The sequence below is a fragment of the Acinetobacter sp. 1130196 genome, assembly GCF_000588095.1.
GTDB lineage: Bacteria > Pseudomonadota > Gammaproteobacteria > Pseudomonadales > Moraxellaceae > Acinetobacter > Acinetobacter nosocomialis.
Genome location: NZ_JFWX01000004.1, coordinates 19,181 through 33,513, shown reverse-complemented (window position 1 = coordinate 33,513; position 14,333 = coordinate 19,181). Strand labels below are relative to the sequence as shown.

The 14,333-nt window shown below is 40.2% G+C and carries 13 protein-coding genes; 3 read left to right on the top strand and 10 right to left on the bottom strand.

Annotation, left to right across the window (positions count from 1 at the left end; genetic code table 11):
- Window positions 1-30: 30 nt before the first annotated feature.
- The 3 genes from J671_RS08130 to xerA form a co-directional block, all read right to left on the bottom strand.
- A complete protein-coding gene (locus J671_RS08130) occupies window positions 31-963 on the bottom strand; it encodes an electron transfer flavoprotein subunit alpha/FixB family protein (protein ID WP_004699815.1) in 933 nt (310 codons plus the stop codon).
- Between the two features lie 17 nt (window positions 964-980).
- Window positions 981-1,730: an electron transfer flavoprotein subunit beta/FixA family protein gene (locus J671_RS08125; RefSeq protein WP_000646180.1), complete on the bottom strand. Its 750-nt coding sequence runs from the start codon at window positions 1,728-1,730 to the stop codon at window positions 981-983.
- A 465-nt stretch (window positions 1,731-2,195) separates the two neighbouring features.
- Entirely contained in the window at window positions 2,196-3,083 is an 888-nt protein-coding gene (xerA, locus tag J671_RS08120; protein WP_081404849.1) for a site-specific tyrosine recombinase/integron integrase, read from the bottom strand.
- A gap of 162 nt (window positions 3,084-3,245) precedes the next feature.
- Here xerA and J671_RS08115 point away from each other — a divergent pair, with 162 nt between their 5' ends.
- Window positions 3,246-3,869 (top strand): LysE family translocator, encoded by a 624-nt coding sequence (locus J671_RS08115; protein WP_031981944.1) that lies wholly within the window; start codon window positions 3,246-3,248, stop codon window positions 3,867-3,869.
- 87 nt (window positions 3,870-3,956) lie between these two features.
- Here J671_RS08115 and dapF read toward each other — a convergent pair whose 3' ends face one another.
- The 5 genes from dapF to J671_RS08090 all read right to left on the bottom strand — a co-directional run bounded on the left by dapF (window position 3,957) and on the right by J671_RS08090 (window position 9,571).
- A complete protein-coding gene (dapF, locus tag J671_RS08110; protein WP_031981943.1) occupies window positions 3,957-4,802 on the bottom strand; it encodes a diaminopimelate epimerase in 846 nt (281 codons plus the stop codon).
- A gap of 5 nt (window positions 4,803-4,807) precedes the next feature.
- A complete protein-coding gene (lysA, locus tag J671_RS08105; protein WP_004885675.1) occupies window positions 4,808-6,058 on the bottom strand; it encodes a diaminopimelate decarboxylase in 1,251 nt (416 codons plus the stop codon).
- 22 nt (window positions 6,059-6,080) lie between these two features.
- Window positions 6,081-6,305: an LPS translocon maturation chaperone LptM gene (lptM, locus tag J671_RS08100; RefSeq protein WP_002048546.1), complete on the bottom strand. Its 225-nt coding sequence runs from the start codon at window positions 6,303-6,305 to the stop codon at window positions 6,081-6,083.
- Window positions 6,306-6,445: 140 nt separating this feature from the next.
- Window positions 6,446-7,852 carry an amino acid permease gene (locus J671_RS08095; protein ID WP_004885673.1) on the bottom strand — a complete coding sequence of 469 codons (1,407 nt, stop codon included), beginning with the start codon at window positions 7,850-7,852 and terminating at the stop codon, window positions 6,446-6,448.
- Between the two features lie 300 nt (window positions 7,853-8,152).
- Window positions 8,153-9,571 carry an amino acid permease gene (locus tag J671_RS08090; protein WP_031981942.1) on the bottom strand — a complete coding sequence of 473 codons (1,419 nt, stop codon included), beginning with the start codon at window positions 9,569-9,571 and terminating at the stop codon, window positions 8,153-8,155.
- Window positions 9,572-9,746: 175 nt separating this feature from the next.
- On the opposite strand from J671_RS08090, the gene radA reads away from it, so the two are divergent.
- Both radA and J671_RS08080 read left to right on the top strand, forming a co-directional pair.
- Window positions 9,747-11,135 carry a DNA repair protein RadA gene (gene radA / locus J671_RS08085; protein WP_004707421.1) on the top strand — a complete coding sequence of 463 codons (1,389 nt, stop codon included), beginning with the start codon at window positions 9,747-9,749 and terminating at the stop codon, window positions 11,133-11,135.
- 82 nt (window positions 11,136-11,217) lie between these two features.
- A complete protein-coding gene (locus tag J671_RS08080) occupies window positions 11,218-12,204 on the top strand; it encodes a Tim44 domain-containing protein (protein ID WP_002048497.1) in 987 nt (328 codons plus the stop codon).
- Between the two features lie 57 nt (window positions 12,205-12,261).
- Here the strand turns inward: J671_RS08080 and epmA are convergent, their stop codons facing one another.
- Complete coding sequence (gene epmA, locus J671_RS08075; protein ID WP_031981941.1) at window positions 12,262-13,236, bottom strand: EF-P lysine aminoacylase EpmA; 975 nt, start codon at window positions 13,234-13,236, stop codon at window positions 12,262-12,264.
- Window positions 13,233-14,300 (bottom strand): 4-phosphoerythronate dehydrogenase, encoded by a 1,068-nt coding sequence (locus J671_RS08070; RefSeq protein ID WP_031981940.1) that lies wholly within the window; start codon window positions 14,298-14,300, stop codon window positions 13,233-13,235. Before J671_RS08070 ends, epmA begins: the two co-directional genes overlap by 4 nt.
- Between the last annotated feature and the right edge of the window lie 33 nt (window positions 14,301-14,333).

The window sequence follows — 14,333 nt, the reverse complement described above, 5'->3', positions numbered from 1 at the left end:
GCGTTTTTCGAATAAGTGACAAGCTGTAAATTACAACTTGCTTACTAACTCTGGTACTACAGCGTTCAAATCACCAACTAACCAGTAGTCAGCAACGCTGTTAATTGGCGCTTCTTCGTCTTTGTTGATTGCAACAATAACTTTAGAATCTTTCATACCAGCTAAGTGCTGGATCGCACCAGAAATACCTACAGCAATGTAAAGCTCAGGTGCAACGATTTTACCAGTTTGACCAACTTGGAAATCGTTAGGTACGAAGCCTGCATCAACTGCTGCACGTGAAGCACCTTGTGCTGCACCAAGCTTGTCAGCTAATGGGTCAAGTACTTTGTGGTAGTTCTCACCAGAACCTACACCACGACCACCAGATACAACAATACGAGCAGCTGTTAATTCTGGACGATCAAGTTTAACGATTTCTTCAGATACAAACTTAGAAATGCCTGCGTCTTTTACTTCGCCAACTGTTTCAATCGCAGCAGAACCACCTTCCGCAGCAACTGGATCAAATGCTGTACCACGAACAGTACCAACAATGATTGCTTCGTCAGATTGAACAGTTGCAATCGCGTTACCAGCGTAGATTGGACGCTTGAATGTGTTCGCAGATTCAACAGAAATAATGTCTGTGATCATGCTTACATCAAGAAGCGCAGCAACACGTGGAAGAATGTTCTTACCAGTCGTTGTAGAAGCAGCTAAAACGTATTTGTAACCTTTAGCCAAGTCAGCAACTAAACCAGCTACGTTTTCAGCTAATTGGTTTGCATAAGCCGCGTTGTCAGCAAGCAATACTTTGCTCACGCCAGCAACTTTAGCAGCAGCGTCAGCAACTGCTTGAGCGCCTGAACCAGCAACTAATACAGTAATATCACCACCGATTTTTTGAGCTGCAGCAACAACGTTTAAAGTAGCACCGTTAAGTGTCTGGTTGTTGTGATCAGCGATAACTAAAATACTCATGATTTTATCCTTCCGTATTAGATCACTTTCGCTTCATTTTTCAATTTTTCAACAAGCTCATCTACAGATTTCACTTGTACGCCAGCTTTACGTTCTGCTGGAGCTTCAACTTTAACAGTTTTAAGCTTAGTACCAGCTGTAACACCGTAATCAGCAGGAGATTTAGTATCAAGCGGTTTTTTACGAGCTTTCATAATGTTAGGCAATGCAGCATAACGTGGCTCGTTTAAACGCAAGTCAGTTGTAATAATTGCAGGAAGCGCAAGTTCAACAGTTTGTAAACCACCGTCGATTTCACGAGTCACTTGTACTTTACCGCCATCCACTTTCACTTCAGAAGCAAACGTACCTTGTCCAGCACCTAATAATGCGCCAAGCATTTGACCTACTTGGTTAGAGTCATCATCAATTGCTTGTTTACCAAGAAGGATAAGTTCTGGTTTCTCAGCGTCAACAACACCTTTTAAGATTTTAGCAACTTCTAGAGCGCCAATTTCATCAGTGGTTTCAACTAAAATACCGCGGTCTGCACCCAAAGCCATTGCAGAACGGATTTGTTCTTGAGCTTCTTTAGGACCAATAGAAACAACAACGATTTCTGATACTGTTCCTTTTTCTTTTAAGCGAACCGCTTCTTCCACTGCGATTTCACAAAATGGGTTAATTGACATTTTAACGTTGGTAAGGTCAACCCCACTATTGTCCGGCTTAACACGAACTTTAACGTTGGCATCAACCACACGTTTTACAGCAACAAGAGCCTTCATGTAATCCTCGGCTGTTCTAGCAAAAGTAAATGTTGAGAAAAGTATATTAACTCTTCAATTCAAATTTTTTAGGTACCCTATCTTGCAATGTGTTTGGCATTTCGGTCAAGTCACAATTTTCTGGAACAGTACAAAAAAAATGAAATCATCAGTTCATAAAAAAAATTTCACAGCTGACTCGCCCTTATTTTATTCTTTTTAAAGTCTATTTTATACATTGATTTTTATTATCTTTTTATCTTATTTACCTTATTAGTCAGAAACATAAGCGCCTTATAAATGAATCAAATTTTATCGTTTTTAGGCCATATATGCCGACAAAATGTGCAAAGTTCAAAATGGTCAATTGGGTAATTTCACATATTTCTTTTAAACAAATTTGTAAAAAAGTACAAATGATCTCTACATTCATCTTATTCAGTGCAATCAAAGTCGCGTATTGATAAATAATTTAACTTAAATGACTTAATGCTTGATCGCTCGCGGATGAGCCTGATCATACACTTGAGCCAAATGATCAAAATCGATATGCGTATAAATTTGGGTAGTCGATAAGTTGCTATGGCCTAACATTTCCTGGACTGAACGCAAATCACCACTACTTGATAACATATGGCTGGCAAAACAATGTCGAAGTAAATGCGGATGTAAGTCGACATTTACACCTGCTCGTTGTGCCTGAAGTTTTACACGTTTCTCGATTTGCCGTGGAGTGAGCACACCACCACGCTGTGAAATAAATACAAAAGCATTTTGATCAAAATGCCCTTTCCAGATTTTATAAACTTTGAGCCAGTTCAATAGACTTTCTTTTGCCTTTTTCCCAAACGGGACAATACGGGTTTTATTTCCTTTACCCGTAATACGAACAAGATGACGATTAAAATCGATATCATTAATGGTTAGGCCTTGTAGTTCAGCGAGTCGTAAACCACTTGAGTAAAGTAGTTCCAACATGGCTTTATCTCGCAACCATAATTGCTGATCAATTGGTTTTTCCGGCATAGGTTGATCTAAAATTTGATTAACCGTTTCTATATCAATCATGCCCGGCAAAGGCCGAGGCTGGCGTTTCAATTTAAAATCGTCAGTAGGATTAATTTCTAGGTATTTGCCCTGTTCAGCCCACTTCATAAACTGGCGTATAGAAGTGAGATGACGCTGCATGCTACTTGCGCTTAACTGGTCTTGCTCAACACGCTGAGCCAGATATTCACGTAAATCTGAAGCTTCAACATTTCTTAAATCAATTTTTTTTGAGTCACAGAATTCAAGAAAGCTTTTCACATCTCGCTCATAAGCCGTGATTGTATGCTCAGACTGGTTTTGAATTTTTCTTTCTTTTAACCACATTGAGAGCAGTTGTAATGCAAAATCCAAATTGCTCTCCATTATTTGCCCATTTTTTTGAGTGTACCAAAAACTATTTGATCATGAAAATTTCATATCGCACAGCATAATGAATCTAACTTATATATTACAATTTATACCAAGTATTCATTGGACCTTGCTGCCATGACCACCATACTCATTCCTTATTTAATTGCCATTACTTTACTTACGCTTACTCCCGGCTTAGATACAACCTTAATTATTCGCACTGCCACACTTGAAGGTAAATCTAAAGCATTTCAAGCAGCTCTTGGAATTAGTCTTGGCTGTATTGCTTGGGGAGTTATCGTGGCCTGCGGTTTAGGTGCCCTGCTCATGGCATCTGACTTAGCATTTAATCTATTGAAATGGATGGGTGCAGCTTATTTAGCATGGCTGGGTTTAAATATGATTTTAAAACCACGTAGCCAACTTGCAGTCATACAAGAAAATAATCCAAATCGCTCTACATCAGAGAATTGGTTTGTTAAAGGTTTCTTTGGCAATTTACTCAATCCCAAAGTTGGCATTTTTTATATTTCATTTCTTCCGCAATTCATTCCAGCCCAAGCATCTGCTGTCACTTGGGTGATGGGACTTGTAATGATTCATGTCGTGATTGGCGTATTATGGTCAAGTCTATTAATTATGGCTATGCAACCGATTTCACGTTATTTAAAACAACCTAAATTTGTGAAATATATGGACCGAATTACAGGCAGTATTTTTGTTCTGTTCGCATTGAAATTAGCTTTAAGTAAAAGATAATAAAATTAAAAAATTATTGTACATATAAAAGAAAGCCTCTTTTATCACTTTAACTGATGAAAAGAGGCTTCTATTTAGGCTATGCGATTAACCTTGGAAATAACGTAAATCCAAACGCCCATCATATACATGGGTTGTTGGACCAGTCATCCAGACCACATCACCTTCTTGCCATTCAATTTGCAACTTACCACCAGCAAGTTCAACTTCAACTGAGTTCGCAAGCAAACCACGGCGCATACCACTTACCGCAGCAGCACATGCCCCTGTACCACAAGCTAAAGTTTCACCAACACCACGTTCAAATACACGTAAGCGAACATGTTTTTCATCAATTACTTGCATAAAGCCAGCATTAACACGCTCAGGGAAACGTTTATGTGATTCAACTTGTGGACCAATACCTGCTACATCAGCAGTGAGTACGTCTGGAACAATAGTGACCGCATGAGGATTACCCATGTTGACTACGTCAATACTAATGTTTTGGTCATTTGCCAACTCAAGGGTATATAAAGCTTCTGGCTCTTCGGCAACAAATGGAATTTCATTTGGTAGAAACTTTGGGTAGCCCATATTTACGCGTACCCAACCATTTTGCCCAAGCTCAGGCTTAACAATACCTGCTTTGGTTTGTACGGTAATGTTGGTTTTATTGGTTAAATGACGTTCATGCACAAAACGAGCGAAACAACGTACGCCATTACCACATTGTTCAACCTCAGAACCATCTGCGTTGAAAATACGATATTTAAAGTCAGCTTCTGGTACATCTGGTGGTTCAACAATTAAAAGCTGGTCAAAACCAACACCAAAGTGCCGATCTGCCAAACGTTGAATGGTTGCTGTATCTAAATAAGCTCTTTGGCTAAATAGGTCAACCACCATGAAATCATTGCCCAAACCATGCATTTTGGTAAATTCTAATAACATCTCATTTACTCCTCAGGCAATAAACGTTCTTTTTCCCAAAGCGACTCAACCGTTTCACGTTCACGAATTAAATAGCTGTTTTCACCTGATACCATGACTTCTGCAGCACGGCCACGCGTGTTGTAATTTGAACTCATCACAAAACCATAAGCCCCTGCACCGAGTACAGCCAACAAATCATTTTCTTGTAATGCAAGTGAGCGGTCTTTACCAATAAAGTCACCTGTTTCACAAATTGCACCAACGAGGTCCCATACTTTTTCTTCAGTATCGGTACGTGGCACAACAGGCTGAATATCCATCCAAGCTTCATATAAAGCAGGACGGATTAAATCATTCATTGCTGCATCAATAATAGCGAAGTTACGATGTGTAGTTGGTTTAAGCAAATCAACTTTAGTTAAAAGTACGCCCGCATTTGCACTGATGCTACGGCCCGGCTCCATATAGACTTTTAAGCCTAATTTTTCTAAAGCAGGTTTCATAGAGTTTGCATATTCTTCAACACTTGGCGGTGTCTCATCTTTATAACAAACCCCTAAACCACCACCGATATCGATATGTTTAAGATTGATGCCTAGTTTTTTCAACTCATCAATCATCACAATGACACGGTCTAAAGCATCAACAAATGGTTTAGTTTCAGTGAGCTGTGAACCAATGTGACAGTCAATACCTACAATTTCAAGGTTAGGTAAAGAAGCTGCGTATTGATAAGTTTCATAAACAGCATCACTTGGAATACCAAATTTATTTTCTTTTAAACCAGTTGAAATATAAGGATGTGTTTTTGCATCGACATCAGGATTTACACGCAAAGAAATAGGCGCTTTTTTACCTAAGCGAGCAGCTACTTTTTGAATGCGGTCTAGCTCTGCATAAGACTCAACATTAAAACAAGCAATGCCTACATTGAGTGAGGTTTCAATATCGACTTCAGTTTTACCTAAACCTGAAAATACGATTTTAGAAGCATCCCCACCCGCTTTTAAAACACGAGCCAGCTCACCACCAGACACAATGTCAAAACCCGCACCAAGTTTTGCCAAGACACTAAGAACAGCCAAGTTTGAGTTAGACTTCACCGCAAAACAGATTTGATGATCAATAAAGTCAAAGGCACGGTCCATATCTAAATAATGTTTTTCAAAAGCTGTTTTTGAATAAACATATAACGGTGTGCCAAATTGCTGCGCAAGCTGCTCTAGAGAACATTGCTCTGCATGCAATACTCCATTAATGCGGGTGAAACTCATGAATGTGTCCTTATTTCAAAGCTTAAGGTGAAGTTGTTTGGGTTGGAGCTGATGATGACTCGACTGGCTGTTCAGCCTTTTCATCTTTTTGCACAACTTGTTTTGATTCTTTATTACGATAGAGCAAGTATTTTGCACGGTGGTCATAATTTGGATCAGAAGGTAGCTGTAATGCTCCTGACTGACCGCAAGCTGTAAGCAAAATACTGCTGCTCAATAAACTGATGAGGCAAATGACACGAAGCATCTGAGCACCTGATTTAAACAATTCGATGCAGTATACCGTGATCATGCAAGCGGCTAAAGAGTAAACTTGAATAGAAAAACAATATGCATAAAAAACGCCAGCTTTTCAGCTGGCGTTTAGTCATAAGTAAATCAATTTCATTACTTTTTATGACGTGGTTTATAGAAGAAGAAATAACCAATGATCAGGATAACAAACCAGATTGGGCTGACTTTCAATGCTTTAAAAGTATCTGGCTCTAAAGACAGCACATAAATCATGCCAACAAAGAAAATAATCGTGATCCAACAGGTAAATAGGCCGCCCGGCAATTTAAATGTTGATTTGGCATGCAGCTCAGGGCGTGTCGTGTAGTAACGGATATAACTCCAGATAATTAGTAACCACACGCAAATGAACAAAATAGTTGAAAGCGTTGTGGCAAGAGTGAATGCTTCAACTGTATTTGGTACAAAATACTGTAATGCCGCACCTAACAATAAACATGCAGCAGAAAAATACAATGCATTTGCAGGTACTGCACGTCTGTTCAATTTACCAAAAGCTTTTGGACCTTGATCTTCACGAGATAAACCAAACAACATACGGCTTGTTGAGAATACACCACTGTTCATCGAAGACATAACTGATGACAATACTACTAAGTTCATCAAGATCGCTGCTGCCGCAATACCAGCTTGGCTAAACAAGTTTACAAATGGGCTGATCGCGGGATCAATTCTATTCCACGGAGTTACCGACATCACGATAAGCAATGCCAAGACGTAGAAAATAATGATACGAACTGGAATTGAGTTAATCGCTTTAGGTAAGTTACGCTCAGGATCTTTGGTTTCAGCAGCTGTTGTTCCAACAAGTTCTACGCCCACGAAAGCAAAGATCGCGATCTGGAAGCCAGCCAAGAAGCCATGCACCCCTGTTGGGAAGAAACCGCCATTTGCCCATAAATGAGTAAATGAAGCCACCTCGCCCGTACTAGAAGTAAAGCCAGTAAAGATCATCCATAGACCCACTGCAATTAAAATAATAATCGCAAGAATCTTAATAAGCGCAAACCAGAACTCTAATTCACCAAATAGGCGTACAGTTAACAGGTTCAAACCCATAATAAATACAATAGCAGCCACACTAATCATTGCCCCTTCAACTGGTGAGAAAGGCTGGCCGTTATTGAAAAATTGTAAGTAATAGATAATTGCAGACAGATCGGCGATACCAATCGTGATCCAGCACAACCAATAGGTCCATCCCACAAAATAACCTGCCCATGGGCCAATTAAATCTGTGGTGAAATCAATAAATGATTTATAGGTTAAATTTGACAGGAGTAATTCGCCAAGCGCACGCATGACAAAAAACACCATCACACCAATAATCAAATAAATGAATAAGATAGATGGGCCGGCAAGACTAATTGTTTTACCTGACCCCATGAATAAACCAGTACCAATGGCACCACCAATTGCAATCAGCTGTAAATGCCGATTGGAAAGACTACGATGGAGCTCACCTTGTTCATGAGGATCACTCAGATTTTGATTCGACATTTTATGAATACACTCCAGTAATTTTTTTAGTCCGTTAGCTAAATTCAAATCAAAAAGACGATATCGCACCATTTGCAGGTATCTTTTAAATGTATATTTTTTGACAACTTTTCAGCTAACCAATTTTTGTCTGTATGGCTGATAATTTCAAGATACATACAATTAAATCCGATAATACGCACAAGAACATAGCAATACAACGCACCTTCCAGTCTAAAATTAAGACTTGAACCACTTTGATTTTTCAATTAAAAAAGGCAATCAGATCGATTGCCTTTTTATATTTTGCTTCTAAGTTATTTATTCTTGGGCAAAATTACGTTTTATTTTTGACTTATAAAAACCAAAGTAACCAATTGCAAGAACGAGGAACCAAATTGGACTGACCATAAGCGACTTAGCTGTGTCTGCTTCAAGGCTTAAAATTGCAATCGTAAATAAGAAGAAAACAATAACGACATAACTCATTACTACCCCACCCGGCATTTTAAAGTTCGATTTTTCATGCAGTTCAGGAGATAACTTACGGTAGCGGATATAACACACCAAAATCAAAATCCATACCGTTAAAAATAAAATAGTGCATAACGTTGTTGCCAAGGTAAATGCTTCAATCGTATTGGGCACAAAATATTGTAATAAAGCACCACCCATAATACAGGCACAGGAAAAAATTAAACCATTTGCTGGAACTGCGCTTTTAGTCAACTGACCTAATGTTTCAGGTGCCTGACCATCACGCGATAAGCCATACATCATTCGGCTAGTTGAAAAAATACCGCTGTTCATCGATGACATGACCGATGACAACACCACTAGGTTCATAATAATTGCAGCAGTTGGAATCCCTGCCATTAAGAATAGTTCAACGAATGGACTACGATCTGCTTTTACCTGATCCCAAGGCGTTACAGACATCACCACCATTAATGCCAATACATAGAATAAAATGACGCGGATCGGAATTGCGTTAATTGCTTTAGGCAAATGTTTATGAGGGTCTTTAGTTTCAGCAGCTGTGGTTCCGACCAGTTCTACCCCAATAAAAGCAAAGATCGCAATCTGGAAGCCGGCAAGGAAACCATTTACCCCATGAGGAAACATACCGCCATGATTCCAAATATTAGAAATAGCCGCAACAGAGCCAGATGGTGATTGGAACTTGGTCACTACCATATAGATGCCGGCAAGAACTAAAGCAATAATGGCAACAATTTTAATAATCGCAAACCAAAATTCGACTTCGCCAAATAAACGAACCGTCAATAAGTTTAAAATCAATAGAAAGAGAACACAGCCTGCACTAATCATTGCCTGTTCTATTGGGCTAAAACTAACTCCATTGGGGAGCCAAAAGCTCAGATAGCTCGTCACCGCAGTTAAATCTGCCATACCTACGAGCACCCAACTTACCCAGTAGGTCCACCCGACATAAAAACCAGCCCAAGGCCCAATCAGGTCATAAGCCATATCGACAAACGACTTATAATTTAGGTTTGAAAGTAAAACCTCTCCCAAAGCACGCATAAGAAAGAAAATCATGGTGCCAATAATTAAATAGATAAATAAAATTGATGGTCCCGCCAATGAAATAGTTTTGCCCGACCCCATAAACAGGCCTGTTCCAATGGCCCCTCCAATAGCGATCAATTGTAAATGGCGATTGGTAAGCTTTCGCTGTAAGTCGCCAGCATGATCATGATGCTGAAGATTAGACATAGGTAAATATCCTAAAAATTTCCCACCTTAGCTAAAGCAAAATACATTCCAATATTTTTGGACAACGCGTGAAAAATAAGCCTTTGAAAAATGATCGGGTTCTGCCTACGTTCAGGGTGTCGTTTTGCTATACTCTGTTTTTACTGATTATGAAGTTAACAAACCGAAGTCGAATATGAGCAAAGTCAAAACTGTTTACCGTTGCGAACAATGTGGTGCGGATCATCCTAAATGGGCTGGTCAATGTTCAGAGTGTGGTGAATGGAATTCTCTGACTGAAGTTAAACTCGAACCTACTACAGCCCATCGCGCTCGTCCTAAAATTGGGGGCTACGCAGGCCAAGTTGCCAATATAACAACACTAAATAAAGTCTCGGTTTCTCATGAAACCCGCTTACCTACAGGTATTAGCGAGTTTGACCGCGTACTTGGCGGTGGCTTGGTCACAGGCTCAGTAGTCCTGATTGGTGGTGACCCAGGTATTGGTAAATCGACCATTCTTTTACAAACAGCAACCCACATGGCAAGTGCAAAAAGTTCTGCACTTTATATTACGGGTGAAGAATCATTGTCTCAGGTGGCCTTACGTGCACAGCGCCTTGACTTGCCTACAGACCAGTTAAAAGTCATGGCTGAAACCTGTGTCGAACGCATTTGTGAAGTTTTAGAGCAAGAACGCCCTGTGGTAGCAATTTTGGACTCGATTCAAACGCTTTACACAGAAACGCTTCAATCTGCACCCGGTGGGGTTTCACAAATTCGTGAATCTGCTGCGTTATTAACCCGCTATGCAAAAAATAGTGGCACGGCATTATTTATTGTTGGTCACGTGACCAAAGAAGGTGCACTGGCAGGCCCACGTGTTTTAGAACATATGGTGGACTGTGTGCTTTATTTTGAAGGCCAATCAGACTCACGCTATCGTATGATTCGTGCGGTGAAAAACCGTTTTGGTGCAGTCAATGAACTTGGTGTATTTGGCATGACCGATAAAGGCTTACGTGAAGTGGCTAACCCTTCTGCTATTTTCTTAAGTCGTTATGACGAAGCCATTCCCGGTTCAATTGTCATGATTAGCCGTGAAGGAACGCGCCCGCTTTTAGTTGAAGTTCAAGCTTTAGTTGATGATGCTCAAGGACAACCTAGACGTGTCGCTCTTGGTCTTGAACAAAACCGTTTAAACATGTTGCTTGCTGTAATGCACCGTCATGGTGGTGTACAAACTACAGGGCAAGACGTTTATGTCAATATTGTCGGTGGTTTAAAAATTACTGAAACAGGTTCTGACTTGGCTGTTTTACTAGCTTGTGCATCAAGTTTACGTACCAAGGCATTGCCTCAGCAACTTGCAGTTTTTGGTGAAGTTGGTCTTTCAGGTGAAATTCGACCTGTACCGAATGGACAAGAACGCTTAAAAGAAGCAGCAAAACATGGCTTTAAATATGTCATTTTACCTAGAGGCAACGCACCACAAAAAGCGATTCCGGGAGTACAAGTAATTGCTGTGGCACGCTTACATGAAGCCCTTACCGAAGCGATGCAGCTCAGCGATGAATTGACATAAAAAAACATATTTTTATAGTTGAAATTTAGTGTAAATGACTGCATAAATACAATTACAAATTAATTTTAAACAGGAATTTCCTATGGAAGTACACCAGCGCGGCTTGATAACCGGTATTTTAATGGCTGCTTTGGCAATTTCTCCTCTTGCTGAAGCAAAACGTGCAGGTGGTGGTAAAAGCCACGGCATGGCACGCTCTACCACTTCAAGCCAGTCATATCAACAACCTCGTCAAGTGACTCCAGTTCAACAACCTGCTACAGCACCTCAAAGATCTGGTCCGGGTGTTGGTTCAATGGTTGCAGCTGGTGTAGCTGGTGCTGCCGTAGGTGCTGTTGCAGCACATGCTTTAGCTGATGACAAACCAACATCAACTGAACAACGTGTAACCCAGCCAGACAACGAGCAACAAGCGGTTCAAGCTCAACAGCAACAAGAGAAGAAAGGTGGTATCCCAGGCTGGTTATGGGTATTACTTGCTGCTGCTGTTGCCTTTTTTGTATTCCGCAAATTGGGCGGGAAAAAAAAATTAGCAGCAAATAATCCTTACGCTCCAAACAGCAACGGTCAAAACACATTTGGCCGTTCAGCTGCACCAACTAACTCAAACGACAATACCAATATTTTTGGTCAGTCTGTTGGTGGTGGTACAGCAACTCAAGCACCGTTTGGTGGTGCAACAACAAGTAATGGCAACCAGTTACCAGATGGTAGTGAACCTGCTTCTTTCTTACGTGTTGCCCGTCAGCGTTTTAACCACATTCAGTCAATCAACAGTGCAAGTAACATCGAAGAAATTCGTCGCTACTTAACACCTGAACTTTATAACTCTATGTATAACGACATCATGGAGAATCAAGATCAAGACGTTGCCGAGTTTAGTAACTTAAATGCAATGGTTGTAGATAGTGCGACTGAAAATGGTCAATACATTGTGAGCGTACGCTTCACAGGTACAGTAAGTGAAGATTTAAATAGCTTGCCACAGCCATTTACAGAAATCTGGCACTTTGTAAAACCTGTTGGCTCTCAGCAAGACTGGGTGGTTGCAGGTATTCAACAAGCTTAATTTAAATAAGCTCCAAATAAAAAAGCCACTATATGTGGCTTTTTTATTTGCTCGCCCTCAGGCAATTTCGGCTGGAAATGCGATGACTTTTTCAATTTTAAGTTGTTCGGTTGCAACCATGAGTAATCGGTCTATGCCTAAAGCAATTCCTGAACATTCTGGCATATGAGGCAAAGCTGCTAACAAGTGTTCATCTAATGGCATAACATGAAGCCCTTGCTTAGCCCGTTCTGCATTGTCTGCTTCAAAGCGTGAACGTAAAACTTCTGCATCGAGCAATTCATCGTAAGCATTGGCAAGTTCCAGACCTTCGATATAAATCTCAAAACGCGCTGCGACCTCTTCCCCATCTTCATCTACTTTCACTTTTGCCAAAGACGCCATTTCTGGCGGAAAGTCAGTTAAAAAGACAGGTGCATCAAAACCTAAACTTGGCTCAACAAAATGAGAAAACAACAAGTCCATATAAGCTAAGCGGTCATCACCTAAATCGAGATTTAACCCCACACGATTTGCAGTATCTTTGAGTTGCTTTAAAGTTGCTTGTAACGGGTTAATATCTAAACGGTCCTGAAAGGCATGCTTATAACTTAAAATAAATGGACGAACTTCGCCAAAACGATGCTGTAAACAGGTTTGCAATAAATCGGCTGTTTCATGCATTAATGCTTTTAAGTCTAAACCCGGACGATACCATTCGAGCATGGTAAATTCACTGTTGTGTTTACGCCCGTGTTCATCATCACGAAAAACCTTGCATATTTGATAAATCGGCCCGCTACCACTTGCTAGCAAACGTTTCATGGCAAACTCAGGAGAAGTCTGTAAATACTGAGTCTGTAATTTGCCATTGATATGGCGTAACGCCTGAACCGAAGCCAAATGCACATCGGTAACGCCTGCTTGTGAAACTACGGGTGTTTCAACTTCCATGACCCCACGTTCTGCAAAGAACTGACGGATTTGGGTATAAAGTTTGGCACGAGCCTTTAAAGCATCAATTGAACACGTAGGTTGATAACTTAAACTCATGCTTGCGGTCCCCCGTGTGCTGCCCATTCACGGCGCAGTGGATAATTCTTACGTAATAAATCAAATGCTTTTTGCTCTACTTTGCCATCTTTAACACAGGCACGGATGTTGGCATCATCTTGAGCAATATCATAAATATGAGATATTTTTTGCTTTAATACTGCTTTTAAGTCATGTCCTGAAAAATAATCTTCACATGCAGGCAACTGCGTTTCGAAACGCTTATTAATGTCGTAGCCAAATTTTTGGCAAAACGCTTCATAAATCATTTGTGTACCACGAGCTTTTCCTTCCAAGCTATAACCTGCAATATGCGGTGTCGCCAAAGCCAACATATTTAAAAGCTCATCTGATATCACTGGCTCATGTTCAAATACATCAAGTACAACTTTACGTTTGGTACGTTGAATGTCTTCGATTAAAGCAGCTTCTTTCACAACCGGACCACGAGCGCTATTAATTAAAATTGTATCTGGTTGAAGCGCTGCAAAAGTTTCTTCGTTGAAAAGATGATATGTCGCATGTTCACCGTTTTTGGTGAGTGGCACATGAATTGAAATAGCATTGGCTTGTTGTAATAGGGTTTTAAAGTTCACATTTTCAATTGAATCTAATGTTACATATGGGTCAAAGCCAATTACGTTCCAGCCAAGCAACCGAGCCATATAAGCTAAACGTTTACCCACGTTGCCAAGCCCCACAATGCCTAGCGTAAATTTTTCTTGTTGTTCTAAAAGGCTACCATCTAAATGAAGTAAAGCGGTAATGACATATTCAGCAACTGCCTGTGCATTACAACCTGCGGCATTGGCCCATGTAATATTATGTTTTTCTAGGGCTTGAATATCTAAATGATCAGTACCAATTGTGGCACTACCTACATATTTTAAAGCGGTGTTTTGAATTAAACTTTCATTTACAGCAGTAACTGAGCGGACCAATAAAGCTTCAGCATCTTTCACATCTGCGTGCGTTAAGGTGCGTCCTGCATGGTGTTGAATATCGCCAAATTCTGAAAAAAAGTAATCGGTAAACGCCAAATTTTCATCTGCGACGATTTTCATGGTCTGCAACCCATAGTTTATAAAAACGTTATT

What these genes read in the sequence shown, in the direction of transcription:
- J671_RS08130 (WP_004699815.1), bottom strand. Translation starts at nt 963, where the DNA reads ATGAGTATTTTAGTTATCGCTGATCACAACAACCAGACACTTAACGGT.
- lysA (WP_004885675.1), bottom strand. Translation starts at nt 6,058, where the DNA reads ATGAGTTTCACCCGCATTAATGGAGTATTGCATGCAGAGCAATGTTCT.
- J671_RS08090 (WP_031981942.1), bottom strand. Translation starts at nt 9,571, where the DNA reads ATGTCTAATCTTCAGCATCATGATCATGCTGGCGACTTACAGCGAAAG.
- J671_RS08115 (WP_031981944.1), top strand. Translation starts at nt 3,246, where the DNA reads ATGACCACCATACTCATTCCTTATTTAATTGCCATTACTTTACTTACG.
- J671_RS08095 (WP_004885673.1), bottom strand. Translation starts at nt 7,852, where the DNA reads ATGTCGAATCAAAATCTGAGTGATCCTCATGAACAAGGTGAGCTCCAT.
- J671_RS08125 (WP_000646180.1), bottom strand. Translation starts at nt 1,730, where the DNA reads ATGAAGGCTCTTGTTGCTGTAAAACGTGTGGTTGATGCCAACGTTAAA.
- epmA (WP_031981941.1), bottom strand. Translation starts at nt 13,236, where the DNA reads ATGAGTTTAAGTTATCAACCTACGTGTTCAATTGATGCTTTAAAGGCT.
- radA (WP_004707421.1), top strand. Translation starts at nt 9,747, where the DNA reads ATGAGCAAAGTCAAAACTGTTTACCGTTGCGAACAATGTGGTGCGGAT.
- lptM (WP_002048546.1), bottom strand. Translation starts at nt 6,305, where the DNA reads ATGCTTCGTGTCATTTGCCTCATCAGTTTATTGAGCAGCAGTATTTTG.
- xerA (WP_081404849.1), bottom strand. Translation starts at nt 3,083, where the DNA reads ATGTGGTTAAAAGAAAGAAAAATTCAAAACCAGTCTGAGCATACAATC.
- dapF (WP_031981943.1), bottom strand. Translation starts at nt 4,802, where the DNA reads ATGTTATTAGAATTTACCAAAATGCATGGTTTGGGCAATGATTTCATG.
- J671_RS08080 (WP_002048497.1), top strand. Translation starts at nt 11,218, where the DNA reads ATGGAAGTACACCAGCGCGGCTTGATAACCGGTATTTTAATGGCTGCT.
- J671_RS08070 (WP_031981940.1), bottom strand. Translation starts at nt 14,300, where the DNA reads ATGAAAATCGTCGCAGATGAAAATTTGGCGTTTACCGATTACTTTTTT.